Source organism: Chelatococcus reniformis (assembly GCF_014640075.1).
GTDB classification, from domain to species: domain Bacteria; phylum Pseudomonadota; class Alphaproteobacteria; order Rhizobiales; family Beijerinckiaceae; genus Camelimonas; species Camelimonas reniformis.
Genome location: NZ_BMGG01000009.1, coordinates 260,243 through 275,284, shown reverse-complemented (window position 1 = coordinate 275,284; position 15,042 = coordinate 260,243). Strand labels below are relative to the sequence as shown.

The 15,042-nt window shown below is 68.7% G+C and carries 15 protein-coding genes; 4 read left to right on the top strand and 11 right to left on the bottom strand.

The features are described 5' to 3' along the window. The first annotated feature begins 70 nt into the window (after nt 1-70). The 3 genes from IEW34_RS23975 (at nt 71) to IEW34_RS23965 (ending at nt 2,694) form a co-directional block, all read left to right on the top strand. Complete coding sequence (locus IEW34_RS23975; protein WP_188611752.1) at nt 71-790, top strand: glutathione S-transferase; 720 nt, start codon at nt 71-73, stop codon at nt 788-790. A 172-nt stretch (nt 791-962) separates the two neighbouring features. Beyond that, nucleotides 963-2,168 carry a CaiB/BaiF CoA transferase family protein gene (locus tag IEW34_RS23970; protein ID WP_188611751.1) on the top strand — a complete coding sequence of 402 codons (1,206 nt, stop codon included), beginning with the start codon at nt 963-965 and terminating at the stop codon, nt 2,166-2,168. 214 nt (nt 2,169-2,382) lie between these two features. Continuing rightward, the gene (locus IEW34_RS23965) at nt 2,383-2,694 is read left to right on the top strand and encodes a hypothetical protein (protein ID WP_188611750.1); all 312 of its coding nucleotides are present in this window, start codon (nt 2,383-2,385) and stop codon (nt 2,692-2,694) included. A gap of 169 nt (nt 2,695-2,863) precedes the next feature. Here the strand turns inward: IEW34_RS23965 and IEW34_RS23960 are convergent, their stop codons facing one another. Continuing rightward, entirely contained in the window at nt 2,864-3,616 is a 753-nt protein-coding gene (locus IEW34_RS23960) for a competence/damage-inducible protein A (protein WP_188611749.1), read from the bottom strand. Nucleotides 3,617-3,706: 90 nt separating this feature from the next. Here IEW34_RS23960 and sfsA point away from each other — a divergent pair, with 90 nt between their 5' ends. Beyond that, nucleotides 3,707-4,420 (top strand): DNA/RNA nuclease SfsA, encoded by a 714-nt coding sequence (sfsA, locus tag IEW34_RS23955; protein ID WP_188611748.1) that lies wholly within the window; start codon nt 3,707-3,709, stop codon nt 4,418-4,420. 34 nt (nt 4,421-4,454) lie between these two features. Here the strand turns inward: sfsA and IEW34_RS30725 are convergent, their stop codons facing one another. The 10 genes from IEW34_RS30725 to IEW34_RS23910 form a co-directional block, all read right to left on the bottom strand. Next, nucleotides 4,455-5,081, bottom strand: a complete 627-nt coding sequence (locus IEW34_RS30725; protein ID WP_244642167.1) for a nucleotidyltransferase family protein — start codon at nt 5,079-5,081, stop codon at nt 4,455-4,457. After that, on the bottom strand, nt 5,078-6,124 hold the full coding sequence (locus tag IEW34_RS30720; RefSeq protein WP_244642166.1) for a molybdopterin-binding protein: 1,047 nt from the start codon (nt 6,122-6,124) through the stop codon (nt 5,078-5,080). Before IEW34_RS30720 ends, IEW34_RS30725 begins: the two co-directional genes overlap by 4 nt. Continuing rightward, the gene (locus tag IEW34_RS23945; protein ID WP_188611747.1) at nt 6,121-6,822 is read right to left on the bottom strand and encodes an XdhC family protein; all 702 of its coding nucleotides are present in this window, start codon (nt 6,820-6,822) and stop codon (nt 6,121-6,123) included. The genes IEW34_RS30720 and IEW34_RS23945 overlap by 4 nt, the downstream gene beginning before the upstream one ends. 22 nt (nt 6,823-6,844) lie before the next feature. After that, nucleotides 6,845-7,168, bottom strand: a complete 324-nt coding sequence (locus IEW34_RS23940; protein WP_188611746.1) for an XdhC family protein — start codon at nt 7,166-7,168, stop codon at nt 6,845-6,847. Between the two features lie 69 nt (nt 7,169-7,237). Beyond that, the gene (locus tag IEW34_RS23935) at nt 7,238-8,443 is read right to left on the bottom strand and encodes a vWA domain-containing protein (protein ID WP_188611745.1); all 1,206 of its coding nucleotides are present in this window, start codon (nt 8,441-8,443) and stop codon (nt 7,238-7,240) included. Nucleotides 8,444-8,469: 26 nt separating this feature from the next. After that, nucleotides 8,470-9,387, bottom strand: a complete 918-nt coding sequence (locus tag IEW34_RS23930) for an AAA family ATPase (protein WP_188611744.1) — start codon at nt 9,385-9,387, stop codon at nt 8,470-8,472. 143 nt (nt 9,388-9,530) lie between these two features. Next, nucleotides 9,531-10,331: an FAD binding domain-containing protein gene (locus IEW34_RS23925; RefSeq protein ID WP_188611743.1), complete on the bottom strand. Its 801-nt coding sequence runs from the start codon at nt 10,329-10,331 to the stop codon at nt 9,531-9,533. 95 nt (nt 10,332-10,426) lie between these two features. After that, nucleotides 10,427-12,793 (bottom strand): xanthine dehydrogenase family protein molybdopterin-binding subunit, encoded by a 2,367-nt coding sequence (locus IEW34_RS23920; RefSeq protein ID WP_188611742.1) that lies wholly within the window; start codon nt 12,791-12,793, stop codon nt 10,427-10,429. Nucleotides 12,794-12,899: 106 nt separating this feature from the next. Further along, complete coding sequence (locus IEW34_RS23915) at nt 12,900-13,397, bottom strand: (2Fe-2S)-binding protein (RefSeq protein WP_188611741.1); 498 nt, start codon at nt 13,395-13,397, stop codon at nt 12,900-12,902. Between the two features lie 400 nt (nt 13,398-13,797). Then, a complete protein-coding gene (locus IEW34_RS23910) occupies nt 13,798-15,003 on the bottom strand; it encodes a GGDEF domain-containing protein (RefSeq protein ID WP_188611740.1) in 1,206 nt (401 codons plus the stop codon). Nucleotides 15,004-15,042 lie beyond the last annotated feature (39 nt).

Genomic DNA, 15,042 nt, shown 5'->3' with positions numbered 1-15,042 from the left:
GCTGCCCGATCACGGAACATCGTCGCGAATCATCCGTTCGCCTGCGGCGACACACGATGGAGACGGGTCCATGCCCTACGAGCTCTACTACTGGCCGAACATCCAGGGGCGCGGCGAGTTCGTTCGCCTGGCACTCGAGGCCGCCGCCGCCCCCTACGTCGACGTGGCCCGCAGCGGTCGGCGCGGGATGGACGAGATGCTCGGCCTGATGCAGGGCGCGGACCTCGCGACGCCGCCTTTCGCCCCGCCGTTCCTGCGCGACGGCGACCTCGTCATCGGCCAGACGGCGGCGATCCTGCTGCATCTGGGCGGCAAGCTCGGCCTCGCACCGGCGGACGAGGCCGGACGGCTGTGGACGCACCAGATCCAGCTCACCGTGACCGACCTCGTGGCCGAGGCACACGATAGCCATCATCCGATCGCGGTCGGCCTCTACTACGAGGATCAGCGCAAGGAGGCGAAACGGCGCGCGCAGGACTTCTGCCGCGAGCGCATGCCCAAGTTCCTCGGCTGGCTGGAGCGCGTGCTCGGGCAGAACCCCGCGGGCGACAGTCACCTGGTCGGCGCGGACCTCACCTATGCCGACCTGTCCCTGTTCCAGATCGTGCAAGGCCTGACCTATGCCTTCCCGCAGGCGGCGCAGCGCACGCTGGCCGAGACACCCCGGGTGGCCGCCCTGGCCGCGCGCGTGAAGGGGATTCCTGCGGTCGCCGCCTATCTGGCGAGCCCGCGCCGCATCCCCCTCAACGAAGAGGGCATCTTCCGGCACTATCCCGAGCTCGACGGCTGACCGAGCTGCGCCTCACGGACCATCCGATCCGGCCGGCGCACCCATCGGCGGATCGGCCGGTGCCGCAGCGGCATGACGCCACGCACTGAGGGACGTTGCGGCGCTCATCGACGCATGACAGGTTCCCGGCAGCCCCGCAGCACGACGGGACATGATGATCGGGAGATGCCCTTTGGCCGACGCCGCCCAGGAACCAAGCCAGCAGCAGAACGTGTTTTCGGGCCTGCGCGTGATCGACGCCGGCTCCTTCGTCGCCGTGCCGGCGGCCGCAACCATCCTGGCGGACTTCGGTGCCGACGTGATCAAGGTGGAGCCGCCCGGCTCGGGCGATCCGATGCGCACCTTTCACCTCACGCCCGGGCTGCCGCCGAGCGAGGAGGCCTATTACTGGACCCTGCTGGCCCGCAACAAGCGCAGCGTCGCCCTCGATCTCAAGGCGGAGGACGACCGGGTGCTGCTCCGCCGGCTGGTGGCCACCGCCGACGTGTTCATCACCAACATGCCGCTGAAGGTGCGCGACCGACTCGGCATCGCCTATGGCGACCTGGCGCACCTCAACGACCGCCTGATCTACGCGTCCTTCACAGGGTATGGCGAGACCGGGCCGGAGAAGGACGTCGCCGCCTTCGACGCGACGGCGTGGTGGGCGCGATCAGGGCTGATGGATCAGGTGCGCGGCGGCGACGCCAGCCCGCCGGCCCGGTCCACCCCCGGCATGGGCGACCACATGGCCTCGCTCGCCCTGTTCGGTGCCATCGCCGCGGCGCTGTACCGCCGCGCGATCACCGGCAAGGGGGCGCACGTCGGCTCGTCCCTCATTGCCAATGGCGCCTGGTCCAACGCCGTCAGCATCCAGCAGGCCGCGGCCGGCGTTCCCATCGCCTACCCGCCGCCGCGCGATCTGGCCACCAACCCGCTCGGCAACCATTACCTGTGCGCGGACGGCCGCTGGCTGTCGATCGCCATGACGCCGCCGCAGCAGGCGAGTGGATGGCCCGCGCTCGCCCAGGCGGTCGGCCTCGGCCATCTGGTCGAGGACCCGCGTTACCGGAGCAGCGATGCGAGGACGCAGAACGCGAGCGCCCTCATCGACCTCCTGGACGAAGCCTTTGCAGCGCGCACCTCGATCGACTGGCGCGCCATCCTCGTGCCCCTCGGCGTGTCGCTCAGCGTCGTCGCGAAAGCCGGCGATGCCGTCGGCGACGAGCAGATGCGCGTGGCGGGCGTCGTCACCGCGATGCCTGCCGCCAAGGGCGGGCTCACGATCTCGAGCCCCTTCTGGTTCGCTGACCAACCCAAGCGGCCGGCGGGGCCGCCGCCCGGCCTTGGCGAACACACACGCGAAATACTTGATAATCTCAGCAAAAATGAAAGGTAAATTCAATAAATTATAATTATTATGAAGATCGAATCTATAATTCAATTCTATAGATTGCGACAATCCTCGAAATAAATAATGTTTCCTATTTTGGCACCAAAATGACTTATTCGAACTTAAGCTTCGCTAACATTCGAATCATCTTCCCTCAATCTGGAACATCGGCAGTCCGAGCCGGTTAGCCGAGTGTCCTAGTTCGAGGGAGATATCACCGATGAAGCATTTTGCTCTTCCGCTCGCAGCCGCCCTTCTCGCCGGTGGCGCAACCGTGGCCCTGGCTCAAGCTCCGGGAAACGCTGGCACCATGGGCGGCAGCGCCAACTCGCCAACCTCTGACCGCATGGGTACCGGCGGTGCCGATGGCGGCGCCATGGCCCCGGGGAAGATGGATTCAGGCAAGCGCTCGGGCACCAAGGGACCAAACAGTGCGTCCGATCCGGCGCGGACCGACGCGACAGGCAGCATCAAGGGCGGCCCCAATCGAAGCACGGGCGGCAACCCGGGCGGCGACGGCACCAGCCGCTGATGCGTTGCACCTGCAGAGCGCGCACGGCGGCTCCCAGGTGCAGACGATGGCGTCCGGGGGCAATCAAGAGCGCTCCCGAGTGCTATCGAAACAGGATTGCTTCAGGCCTCTGATCCCTGAGCGCTTCGCCGATCGGGCGGTTACGCCCGATCGGGAATGCTCAAGCCCGTCAAGGGATCTTGCCAGCCCGTCCGGGCAGCGCGGCGAGCATGGCCTCGACCTCCGCCTTCGCAGCGGCGAGTCGGTCCGGATCGCGGCTGCGCAGCACCAGGTTGGTGTTGTAGCCGTGCTCGTCGTTGAACGGGTAGCTGCCCATCATCACGTCGGGATAGGCCTTGGCCAGCAGGCCGAACGGCTCCGCGACATCGCCCTCGCGCGCGTCGGCACGAAGGCTGACCGACAGCATGCGCTTGCCGGTGCGCAGCGTCGGCGTCACGTAATCCATCATCGACTGCATGATCGCAGGCACGCCGGCCATGACGATCACGTTGTCCAGCCGGAAGCCGGGGGCGCTGGAGACGGCATTGCGCACCAGGTCGGCACCGTGGGGTATGCGCGCCATGCGCAGCCGGGCCGGTGTCAGGTCGGCCCGGCTCACGCGCGTCAGCATCTCCTCGATGGCCCGCTCGTCCTCCGAGATGCCGACACCGAATGCCTTGGCGATGCTGTCGGCGGTGATGTCGTCGTGCGTGGGGCCGATGCCGCCGGTGGTGAACAGGTAGGTGTAGCGCACCCGGAGCGCGTTCACCGCCGCGACGATCTCGTCTTCCTCGTCCGGCACCACGCGGACCTCCTTGAGGTCGATGCCGATGCTGGTCAGGTATTCGGCGATGAAGCCGATATTCTTGTCCTTGGTGCGCCCGGAGAGGATCTCGTCCCCGATCACGAGCACGGCTGCGGTCACCGCTTCTTCTTGGTCCATTGGGGGGCCTCCTGTCCCATCCCTCTATCCCTCCGCCGCGCATGCCTCAAGCTTGAGAAGTGGTGCGCCGCCCGCTATGGGGCAGGGCTCATGCTGTTTCCCTCGCCCCTGATCGAGGCGCGCCTCCTGCGCCGCTACAAGCGCTTCCTCGCCGATGTCGAATTGGTGGACGGGACGGTCACCACCGTCCACTGCGCCAATCCCGGCGCCATGCTCGGCCTCACCGCGCCGGGCAGCCGGGTGCTGCTGTCCCGCTCCGCCAATCCCGCCCGCGCCCTGCCGCTGTCGTGGGAGCTCGTGGAAATTGATTTGGGAGACGGCCCGCAATGGGTCGGCATCAACACCGGCCGGCCCAATGCGCTGGCCGAGGAAGCCATCCGCAATGACATCCTGCCCGACCTCGCGGGCTACACGGGGCTGCGTCGCGAGGTGAAATACGGCAGGTCGAGCCGGATCGACATCCTGCTCGACACGCCAGATCGGCCACTCTGCTACGTCGAGGTCAAGAACGTCCATCTGATGCGCCAGCCGGGCCTCGCCGAATTTCCCGACTGCGTCACCTTGCGCGGCGCCAAGCATTTGGTCGAGCTGGGCGACATGGTCGAGGACGGCTACCGCGCGGTGATGCTGTTCGTCGTGCAGATGCGTGCCACGGCCTTCCGCCTCGCCGCCGATCTCGACCCGGGCTATGCCGCCGCCTTCGCCAAGGCCACGGCGCGCGGCGTGGAGACCATCGTCGCCACCTGCACCATCGACTCCCAGGATGCCCGCATCACCCGGACGATCCCCTTAGAACGTTTATGAGCGAACCGGCGTCCACTTCGCTCGAAAACGCTCTCTAGGTTCGCTGCGTCGCGAGCAGATCGCGCAACGCATCGGGCGTATCGATGTCGAGGGCCGCGCCCGGATCGGCGATCTCGACGTCGACCACGTCGGCTCGGCCGGCCAGAAGCCGCCGGGCGCCCTCATCGCCCACCAGGGTCGCAAGCGCAGGAAACAGCGGCCGCATCATCAGCACGGGGTTGCCGCGCCGCCCCTCGATCAATGGCGCGATCGCGGCCGCCTCGGGATGCGCAGCATGTGCCGCCAGCAGACGGGCAACCAGCGCCGGGGTGACCAGCGGCATGTCGCCGAGCATCACCATCGCGCCGTCGACATCGCCTCCGAGAGCCGCGAGCCCCGCCTGCAGGGATGCCGCCAACCCGTCGGCAAAGCGCGGGTTGTGCACGACGCGCAGCCGGTCGGCGGCGTCGGGCAGATCGCCGCCGGCCATCGCCGCGGCGATGGCAGCCGCCACGGTGGCGGCCTGGTGGCCGGTGACCACCACGACGGATTGCAGGGGGCTGGCGAGCGCGGCGGCGATGGCATGAACGACCAGTGGCCGGTCGCGATAGGTCGCCAGCAGCTTGTTGCTGCCCATCCTGGTCGAGCGACCTGCCGCCAGGACGATGCCGGCGATGCTCATTCCGTGTCGTCCTCGTCGGTGCTCGCCCCGCCGGCCCGCGGCTGCGGCCGGGAGCCGATCTCCATCAGCAGCCCGCCCACACCCAATGCGCCGATGTCGGCGGAGGACACGGAGAGGCCGGCCAGCAGCCGGTGCAGCACCCAGTCGAAGCCGTTCTCGCTCGGGCTGCGGGCGCAGCCGGGGGCGCCGATCACCGGTCGGCGGCCCGTCCCGGTGGGCAGGCTGCCGACCAGCAGCAGATTGCCCGGGTCGACGGGCATGCCGAGCCGCTCCACCCGGCCGCCGACCGCTTCGATCGCGGCGGGGATCACGTCGCGCCGGTCGGCGATGGCGGACGCGCCGAAGACGATGACGAGGTCCGCCTCGGCCAGTACCGGGTCCGCCAGCGCGACCGCCAGGGCATCGCCGGCGTGGGCTACCCGCCGCTCGGCGATGATGCGCACGCCGGTTCCGTCCAGACGGCGCGCGAGCACCCGCAGGGTCTTGGCGATGACGCTGTCCTTGAGGCCCGGCAGCACCGTGGACACGACGCCGAGGCGCCTGATCACATAGGGGGCGACGCGCACGACGGGATGCGCGGCGCGGGCCACCTGCTCGGCGCGCGCCAGCAGATGGCCCGGCGCTGCGTAAGGGATGATCTTGACGGTTGCGACCATCTCGCCGGGCACCACCGGCTTGAAAGCCGGCAAGGTCGCGATGGTGATCCGCTCGTCCACCGCATTGATGCCGTCGACGGCGGCCGGGTCGACCACGAGCACGCCGGCGACGGTCGCGAACAGGTTCGAGCGGCCGGTGAACGGCGCCTCGAGGCGCACGCCCTCCCCGCTCACGGCAGCCGCGAGCCGCTCCGCCGCCTCGTCCTCGGCGACGTCATCCGCCTCGAGCTGTGCCGCGATCAACGATGGCAGGCCAAGGGCCAGGAGCTGGCGCACATGCGCCGCCGTGAGCCGCGTTCCCTTTTTGATGTGCACATCGCCCGTATGGATCGCATGGGCCGAAATAGCGCCCTCCGCCTCGGCAACGGGGATGGCGCCGAACCTCATGCGGCCCGCTTCCGCTCGGCGCGCTCGCGCCGCAGCGTCGCAACGATCTCGCCCAGGATGGCAACGGCGATCTCCGCCGGGCTGACCGCGCCGATGTTCAGGCCGATGGGGGCGTGGATGCGGGCGACGTCGGTCTCGCCGAAGCCCGCCTCCCGCAGGCGGTCGAGCCGTTTGGCGTGGGTCTTCCGCGATCCCAGCGCACCAATGTAGAAGCAGTCCGAGCGGAGCGCCGCGGTGAGGGCCGGATCGTCGATCTTGGGGTCGTGCGTCAGCGCGACGAAGGCGGTGTAGCGATCGAGCGGCGCGCGCGCGAGCGCCTCGTCGGGCCACTCCGGCAGCAGCCGCACGTCGGGGAAGCGCTCCGGCGTCGCAAACGCCGTGCGGGGGTCGATGATCGTCACGTCGATATCGGCAAGGCGCGCCATCGGCGCCAGGGCCTGCGAGATGTGGACAGCTCCCGTCACCACCAGCCGCACCGGCGGCACGTGGATCGACAGGAAATAGCTGCGTCCGTCCGCCTCGACCAAGCCGCTGCGGCCCTGCGCCAGCCGCTCGGCGAGCACGGGGCCCAAGGGATCGACCCCGATCGCCTCCGGCTCCACCAGGCGCTGTGCGCCCGACTCCATATCCGTCACCAGGACGGCCGCCCTGCGTTCGCGGCGCGAGCGGTTGAGGGCGGCGAGAATGTCGAGCTGCATCGCACCTGTTCCCGGCCGCCGGTCAGTTCACCGGCTCGACATAGACCTTGATTCGGCCGCCGCAGGAGAGGCCCACCTGCCAGGCCGTCTCGTCGGCCACCCCGAACTCCAGCATCCTGGGCCGGGTTTCGCCGATCACGTCCAGGGCCTCCGTCACCACGGCGCCTTCGACGCAGCCACCGGAGACCGAACCGAGAAAATTGCCCTCCTCGTCGATGACGAGATGGCTGCCGACCGGGCGGGGCGCCGAGCCCCATGTCTCCACCACGGTGGCCAGCGCCACGCCCTTGCCGGCGCGACGCCATTTCTCCGCTTCCCTCAGGATATCGTCGTCGCTTGCCAGCATGTCGCTCGCCTCCACGCCAGTTCAAAGTAAGCCTTGCCCGCCGGCGCACAAGGCCGCGCGTGGCGCAGGTCAGCGCAACCAGCGCTTTGGCTCGTCACCGGCCCTGGTCCCGCTCAGGGCCGCTACGAGATCCTGCATCGAGGCGACCGAGTGGATGGAGCGGAACTCGTCGACATGGGGCAGCATGGCGCGGATGCCGGCGGCGCGCGCCTCGAAGCCGTCGTAGCGCAGCAGGGGGTTGAGCCAGACCAGCTTGCGGCAGGAGCGGCGCAGCCGGTCGAGCTCGAAGGTGAGCTCGCCGGTAACGTCGCGCTCCAGCCCGTCGGTGAACAAGAGCACGACCGCGCCCTGTGACAGCACACGGCGCGACCACAGCCGGTTGAAGCGCTGCAAGGCTGCCGCAATGCGCGTGCCGCCCTCCCAGTCCGGCACGGCCTTGGAAGCCCGCGCCAAAGCCTCGTCCGGGTCGCGGCCCGCGAGCTCGCGGGTGACGTTGGTGAGGCGCGTGGCGAACAGGAACGTGTGCACGCGCTGACCGCGCTCCGCCAGCGTGTGCATGAAGTGAAGGAGCAGGCGCGTGTATTCGGCCATGGAGCCGGAAATGTCGACCAGCGCCACCACCGGCGGGTGGCGCGTAGCCCGCTCGCGCAGCGCCAGCTCGATCATCGCCCCGCCGGAGCGCAGCGACCGGCGAAAGGAGCGGCGGGCGTCGATACGCGCCCCGCGCGGATCCGGCACGAAGCGGCGCGTGACGACGCGGTCGACCGGCAGGCGCAGCGCGGCAATCAGTTGCTTGGCCTGGGCGATTTCCGCCGCGCTCATCTGAGCGAAGTCCTTGGCTTGCAGGATGTCGCGGTCGGAGACGCTGAGGCGCGCCGACAGCTCGACCTCCTGCGGCCGCGGCTCGTCCTCGCGGCGTTTGGGCGCGAATGCCTCGGCGACGCGCGTCGAGCCGGGCTTGGGTGGCTTGTGCTCCGCCGCCGCTGGCGCCACGGGGCTCATCATGGCGATCAGCTTTTCGATCAGGCCGCGGCGGCGGAAGAACAGACGGAATGCCTGCTCGAAGATGACGCTCTGTTCGCGGCGCGTGACGAACACGGCGTGCAGCGTCCAGTAGAAGTCGTCACGGTTGCCGAGGCCGGCGAGGTGAAGCGCGGATATGGCGTCGAGCACCGCGCCGGGGCCTACGGGCAGCCCCGCCACCCGCAGCGCCCGCGCGAAATGGGCAATGTTGTCGGCGAGCCGGCCCTGTTCCGCTTGCTCCGCGCCCGTCATGTCCGATGCTTGTCCGCCACCGGCGGTCACTCAGCCGCCTTGAGATCGCGTTCCAGGCTGTCGAGCATCTCCTTGATGCGCGAACCCTTCATCTTCTCGATGTCGTCCTGATACTTGAGGAGCACGCCGAGGGTGTCGGCGACGACGGCCGGGTCGAGGGCGACCGCGTCGAGCTCGATCAGGGCCGACGCCCAGTCGAGCGTCTCGGCCACGCCCGGGAGCTTGAACAGGTCCTCCTTGCGCATCGCCTGCACCAGACCGACGATGGCCTTCGACAGCTTGGCTGGGGCCTCGGGCAGTCGTGCCCTCAGGATCGCCAGCTCGCGGTCGCTGTCGGGATAGTCGACCCAGTGGTAGAGGCAACGCCGTTTCAGGGCGTCATGGATCTCGCGCGTGCGGTTAGAGGTGATGATGACGATGGGCGGCCGTTCGGCGCGGATCGTGCCGAGCTCGGGCACGGTGATCTGGAAGTCCGACAGCACCTCGAGCAGATAGGCCTCGAACGCCTCGTCGGTTCTGTCCAGTTCGTCGATGAGCAGCACCGGCGGGCCGGCCGGATCGGGCTCCAGCGCCTGCAGCAGCGGCCGTTTGATCAGGTGGCGCTGCGAAAAGATATCGCTCTGGAGCGTCTCGCGGTCGATGTCGCCGGCCGCCTCGGCGAGCCTGATCGCCATCATCTGGCCCGCGTAGTTCCATTCATAGACGGCGGCCGCGACGTCGAGGCCCTCGTAGCACTGCAGCCGGATCAGGCTCCGCCCCAGAGTCCGCGCCAGGACCTTGGCGATCTCCGTCTTGCCGACGCCGGCCTCACCTTCGAGGAACAGCGGCCGGCCCATGCGCAGCGACAGGAACAGCACGGTCGCCAAAGACCGGTCGGCGACATAGCCGCCGGCCTCCAGCAGCTTCAGGGTCTGGTCGATGCTGGTGGGCGGCGAGTGGGGCATGGCGATCCGATGGAACGACGGCAAACCACTCCCGGTCTTAAAGCGCTTTCCACGTGAAGGAAATCGCCGTGACGTCGCGGGCGCGGCGGGAGACGGACTCCTGGAGGCTCTGCTCCCCGCTGCTGCACCGATCCGCGGCTGCGTCAGGCCGTGGCCTGCTGCACCGCCCGCTTGGCCATCACGGCGATCAGATGCGCCCGATACTCCGCGTCTGCGTGGATATCGCTGTTGAGGCCGTCGGTGGACGCGACCAGCCCGTCGAGCGACTTGACGATGAACCGCGCCTTCAGGGCTTCCTCCGCCTCCAGCCAGCGAAAGACGCCATTGGCGCCGGCACCGGTGACGGCGACGCGGATGTCGGCGCTGCGCTTGGCGACGAACACGCCGACCAGGGCGAAGCGCGACGCGGGATGGCGGAACTTGGCGTAGCCCGCCTTGGCGGGCACCGGGAAGCTCACCTTGACGACGAGCTCGCCGGGCTCCAGCGCGGTCTCGAACAGGCCCTTGAAGAAGTCGTCCGCCTCGATCTTGCGCTTGTTGGTGACGATAGTGGCGCCGAGTGCCAGGCACGCGGAAGGATAGTCGGCGGCCGGATCGTTGTTCGCGATCGAGCCGCCGAGCGTGCCCATGGCGCGCACGGCCGGGTCGCCGATCGTCGAGGCCATCGCGGCGAGCGCGGGAATCGCCTCGGCGACGTCGGGCGAATCGGCCACCTCGGCGTGGCGTGTCATGGCGCCGATCGTCAGCGAGCGCGGGCTTCGCGCAATCCCGCGCAGCTCGTCGACGGCGTTGAGATCGACGAGGTCACCGGCCTGGACCAGCCGCAGCTTCATCATCGGCAGCAGCGATTGGCCCCCGGCGAGCAGACGGACGTCCTCGTCCTTGCCGAGCAGGCCCGCAGCCTGCCGGGCGGTCGTCGGGCGATGGTAGTCGAAAGCGTACATTGTGGCTCTCCGCTCTCCCGCTGCGGCGCGGGCTCGTCAGATGCTCGTGAGAAGGCCGATGGGCAGCTCGTTCACCTCGCCCGCGGGGGCGGTCCCTATTCGGCGGCAAGCTGCGCCGGCGTGTTCCGGCAGGCCCGCCAGATTGCCTGCGGCGTCGCCGGCATCTCGATGTTCTCGTGGCCGAGCGCATCGGTCAGGGCGTTGATCACCGCGGGGGGCGCCGCAATGGCGCCAGCCTCGCCGCACCCTTTGATCCCCAGCGGATTGGACGGGCACGGCGTCACCGTCATGTCCACCGTGAACGACGGCAGATCGGCCGCCCGCGGCATGCGATAGTCCATGAAGCTCGCAGTCACCAGCTGTCCGGCGCTGTCATAGACGGCACCTTCGAACAGGGCCTGGCCGACACCCTGGGCGATGCCGCCGTGAACCTGCCCCTCGACGATCATCGGATTGATGACATTGCCGAAATCATCGACTGCGACCCATTTGTCGATCGTCGCGATGCCGGTGTCCGGGTCGATCTCCAGCTCGCAGACGTGCATGCCCGCCGGGAAGGTGAAGTTGGTGGGGTCGTAGAATGCTCCCTCCTTGAGCCCCGGCTCCAGCTCCTGCCCCGAGAACTTGTGTGCGATGTAGGCCTGCAGCGCCACCTCGCCGAAGGCAAGGCCCCTGTCGGTGCCCGCCACCGAAAAGCGGCCGTCCTTGAATTCGATGTCGCCTTCGGACGCCTCCAGCACGTGGGCGGCGACCTTCTTGGCCTTGGCGATCACCTTGTCCATGGCCTTGACGATGGCCGACATGCCGACGGCGCCCGAGCGCGAGCCGTAGGTGCCCATGCCGAACTGCACCTTGTCGGTGTCGCCGTGCACGATCGACACCTGTTCGATCGGGATGCCGAGCCGGTCCGACACCAACTGGGCGAACGTGGTCTCGTGGCCCTGGCCGTGGCTGTGGGAGCCGGTGAGCACCTCCACCGAGCCGGTCGGGTTGACGCGAACCTCGGCCGATTCCCACAGGCCGACGCCGGCGCCGAGCGAGCCCACGGCCTGCGAGGGGGCGATGCCGCAGGCCTCGATGTAGGCGGAGAAGCCGATGCCGCGGCGCAGGCCCTTGCGCGCGCTCTCGCGCTTGCGCTTGGCGAGCCCCGTGTAATCGATCAGCTCCAGCGCCCGCGCCAGCGAGGCATTGTAGTCGCCGACGTCGTAGGCCATGATCACCGGCGTCTGGTGAGGAAAGCTCTTCACGAAGTTGCGCCGGCGCAACTGCACGGGCTCGACGCCGAGTTCGCGGGCGGCAATCTCCATCAGCCGTTCGATGACGAACGTGGCCTCCGGCCGGCCGGCGCCGCGGTAGGCGTCGACGGGCGCCGTGTTGGTGTAGACGCCGTCGACCTCGCAATAGATGGCGGGAATGTCGTACTGGCCCGACAGCAGCGGCGCATAGAGATAGGTCGGCACCGACGACGCGAAGGTCGACAGGTAGGCGCCCAGATTGGCGATCGTCTTCACCTTGAGGCCGAGGATCTTGCCGCGCTCATCGAGCGCCAGCTCGGCATGGGTGACGTGGTCGCGCCCATGCGCGTCGCAGAGGAACGCCTCGGTGCGGTCGCTCGTCCATTTGACCGGCCGCCCGACCCGCTTGGCGGCCCATACGCAAACGGTCTCCTCGGCGTAGATGAAGATCTTGGAGCCGAAGCCGCCGCCCACGTCGGGGGCGATGACCCGTAGCTTGTGCTCGGGGGCGATGCCGATGAACGCGGCCAGCACCAGCCGTGCCACATGCGGGTTCTGGCTGGTGGTATGGAGCGTGAAGACCTCGGTGCCAGGCTCGTATTCGCCGATCGCCACCCGCGGCTCGAGCGGATTGGGAACGAGGCGATTGTTGACCAGGTCGAGCTTGGTCACGTGGGCTGCGCGCGCGAAGGCGGCCTCGGTGGCCGCCTTGTCGCCCAGCTGCCATTCGTAGACCGTGTTACGGGGGGCGACCTCGTGCACCTGCGGGGCGTCCGCCGCCTGAGTCTTGGCGGTATCTGCCGCCGCGGGCAGGACCTCGTAGTCGACGAGGACGGCCTCGGCGGCGTCCCGCGCGGCGATCAGCGTCTCGGCGATCACCACCGCGACATGGTCGCCCACGTAGCGCACCTTGCCCTGCGCGAGCGCCGGATGCGGCCCGGCCTTCATCGGGCTGCCGTCCTTGGAATGGATCATCCAGCCGCAGATGAGGCCGCCGACGCTGTCGGCCGCGACATCCTCCCCCGTCAGCACCGCCAGCACCCCCGGCATGGCGCGAGCGGAGGCCGCATCGATGCCGCGGACGTGCGCATGAGCGTGGGGCGAGCGCACGAATACGGCGTGAGCCTGGCCCGGCCGATCGAGATCGTCGGTATACTGGCCACGGCCCGTGATGAAGCGCTGGTCCTCTTTTCGGCGCACCGCCGTGCCGATCTTCGTCACGCCCATGATGGTCCTCCCCAGGACGAGAGCATGCTCAGCATGTGCGAGCGCCGCGATGACCGCATGCTCGTTGATTATGATTCACCGGCGGGTTGCCGGAGCCGCTGTCCGGCTACTCGGCCACCTGTTGCGCCGGCCCCTCGGCCGCCATCGCCTGCGCGCCCGCCGCGATCGCCTTGACGATGTTGTGGTAGCCGGTGCAGCGGCAGAGGTTGCCCTCCAGCTCCTCGCGGATCGTCGTCTCGTCGAGCGCAAAGCCCTTGCGGTGCACCAGGTCGACCGCCGTCATGATCATGCCGGGCGTGCAGAAGCCGCATTGGAGGCCATGGTTCTCGCGAAATGCCTCCTGCATCGGGTGCAGCCCGGCGGCATTGGCCAAGCCCTCGATCGTCGTGACCTGTGATCCCGAGCAGGTCGCCGCCAGCACGGTGCAGCTCTTCACGGCGTGCCCGTCCATGTGGACGACGCAGGCGCCGCACTGGCTGGTGTCACACCCCACATGCGTGCCCGTCAGGCGCAGGTGATCGCGCAAAAACTGAACGAGCAGAGTGCGCGGATCCAGTTCCGCGGACGCCGGCTTTCCGTTCACCGTCATGTTCACGGCGACCATGCGGCTCTCCTCCTCCTCGGCAAGCCCCGCTCCGCCGGCGCGGGTGGGAATGCCCCGGGGCCGAGAGGCCGGGGGGCGCGGCGGCAGCTTTTAAGCTGCCGTTTGGAATTTGTCGAAATCAAATCTGAACCCCCGTGTTTTGGGGGTCAAGTAGACGATGGGTGGGTCTTAGCCAGGAAAACGCCCCGAAAACGCCCGGCACGACGTGATGGCGGCCAGGGGTCGGCGCTTGGCGCCATCCCCATCAGATCCGGACCGCTGTCGGAAGAAGGCCGGGCTTGGTGTGGGTGAGTGGAAGCCGCCGCGGCATGAGAGCCGCGCGCACCTACGTCGTGACGGGAATGCCCTATTGGACGATGCACCGCTCGCCGCCGACAGGACGGGCCCGCCCGTCGAACGCTTACCGGTGCCAGGCCCGGTCGCGGCCGGTGAAGGGGATGATGCGGCCGGCGGCGCTGGCGATGGCCTCTCCGACCGCCCGCTCGAGCGAGGGGTGGTAGAGCACCACTCCCTCGTCGCGCTGCCGGCCACGCTCCAGCGCGGCATCGGCCGCTTCGACCAGCGTCCGCACGTCGTGGCCGACCTGGGTCGAGCTCGCGATGCCGATCCGGGCGCGGGCGCCCTGTGGCAGCGCCCGGTCGCAGGCAACCATGGCGTGGATGCTCTCGCCGATCGGGACAGCGTCGTTGTGCGTCACGTTCGTCAACACGCACGCGAACTCGTTCTGCCCCATGCGGGACAGCAGGTCGTTCGGCTTGAGAAGGTCGAGCGTCTGCGCCGCGAACCTTCGCAGCATCGCATCATCGACGATGCCGCCGGGCGCGGTGAAGTCGATGAGCAGGAGGCAGACGGGGCGACGCTCAATTGCATAGTGGGCCACCAGGCGAGCCGCCTGCAGCATGAAGGCGCCCCGCCGCAGCACGCCGGTCACCGGATCGACAGCCGCGTTGTGACGCTGGCTGGCCTCCATCCGCTCCTTGGACAGCGCCACGAACAGGAAAGCCATGATCGAGATGGACACGAAGATGAAGAACGCGAATGCGGCGTACCAGCCGGGGCCGGCCGCCGGATTGCCTCCGACCGGATAGGGCAGGCTGCCGTAGACGCTGCGGACCCCGTAGATGAGCGCGCATGCGCCGAACAGCCCGATGAGCGGGCGGCGCGACGCCAGCCGCTCCGCCCGGCCCCGCCAGAACTCCACCGTCGATGCGCCGCACAGCACCGCGATCAGGACGGACATGATCGCCGTGCGGGTCGGCTGCGAGCCGATAATCCGCTCGTCCAGACACGCCAGCACCCAGATGAGCGGCGCCGCTACAATCGCCAGTACGCTTGTGCGCAGGCCCTCGAACAGGCGCACGCCAGCCCAGCACAGTCCGTACGCCACCAAAATCAGCGCGTTGGCCACGATGATCGATAAAACGTCGGGAATGACCCCGCGCCCGGCAAACAGCCCGACACCGACGCTGCCGATGATGAACGCACTGCCCCAAACGCCCAGCGCCTTGGCCTTGCGATCCTGCCACCAGAAAAACAACAACAGCAGACCCTGCACCAGGGTCGTGCAGAAACTGGCGATCAACAGGGTGGCCGAGTCGAGCTGCATGGCTGTCAACGCCCCCCCCGCGCGCTTCCGCCTACACTA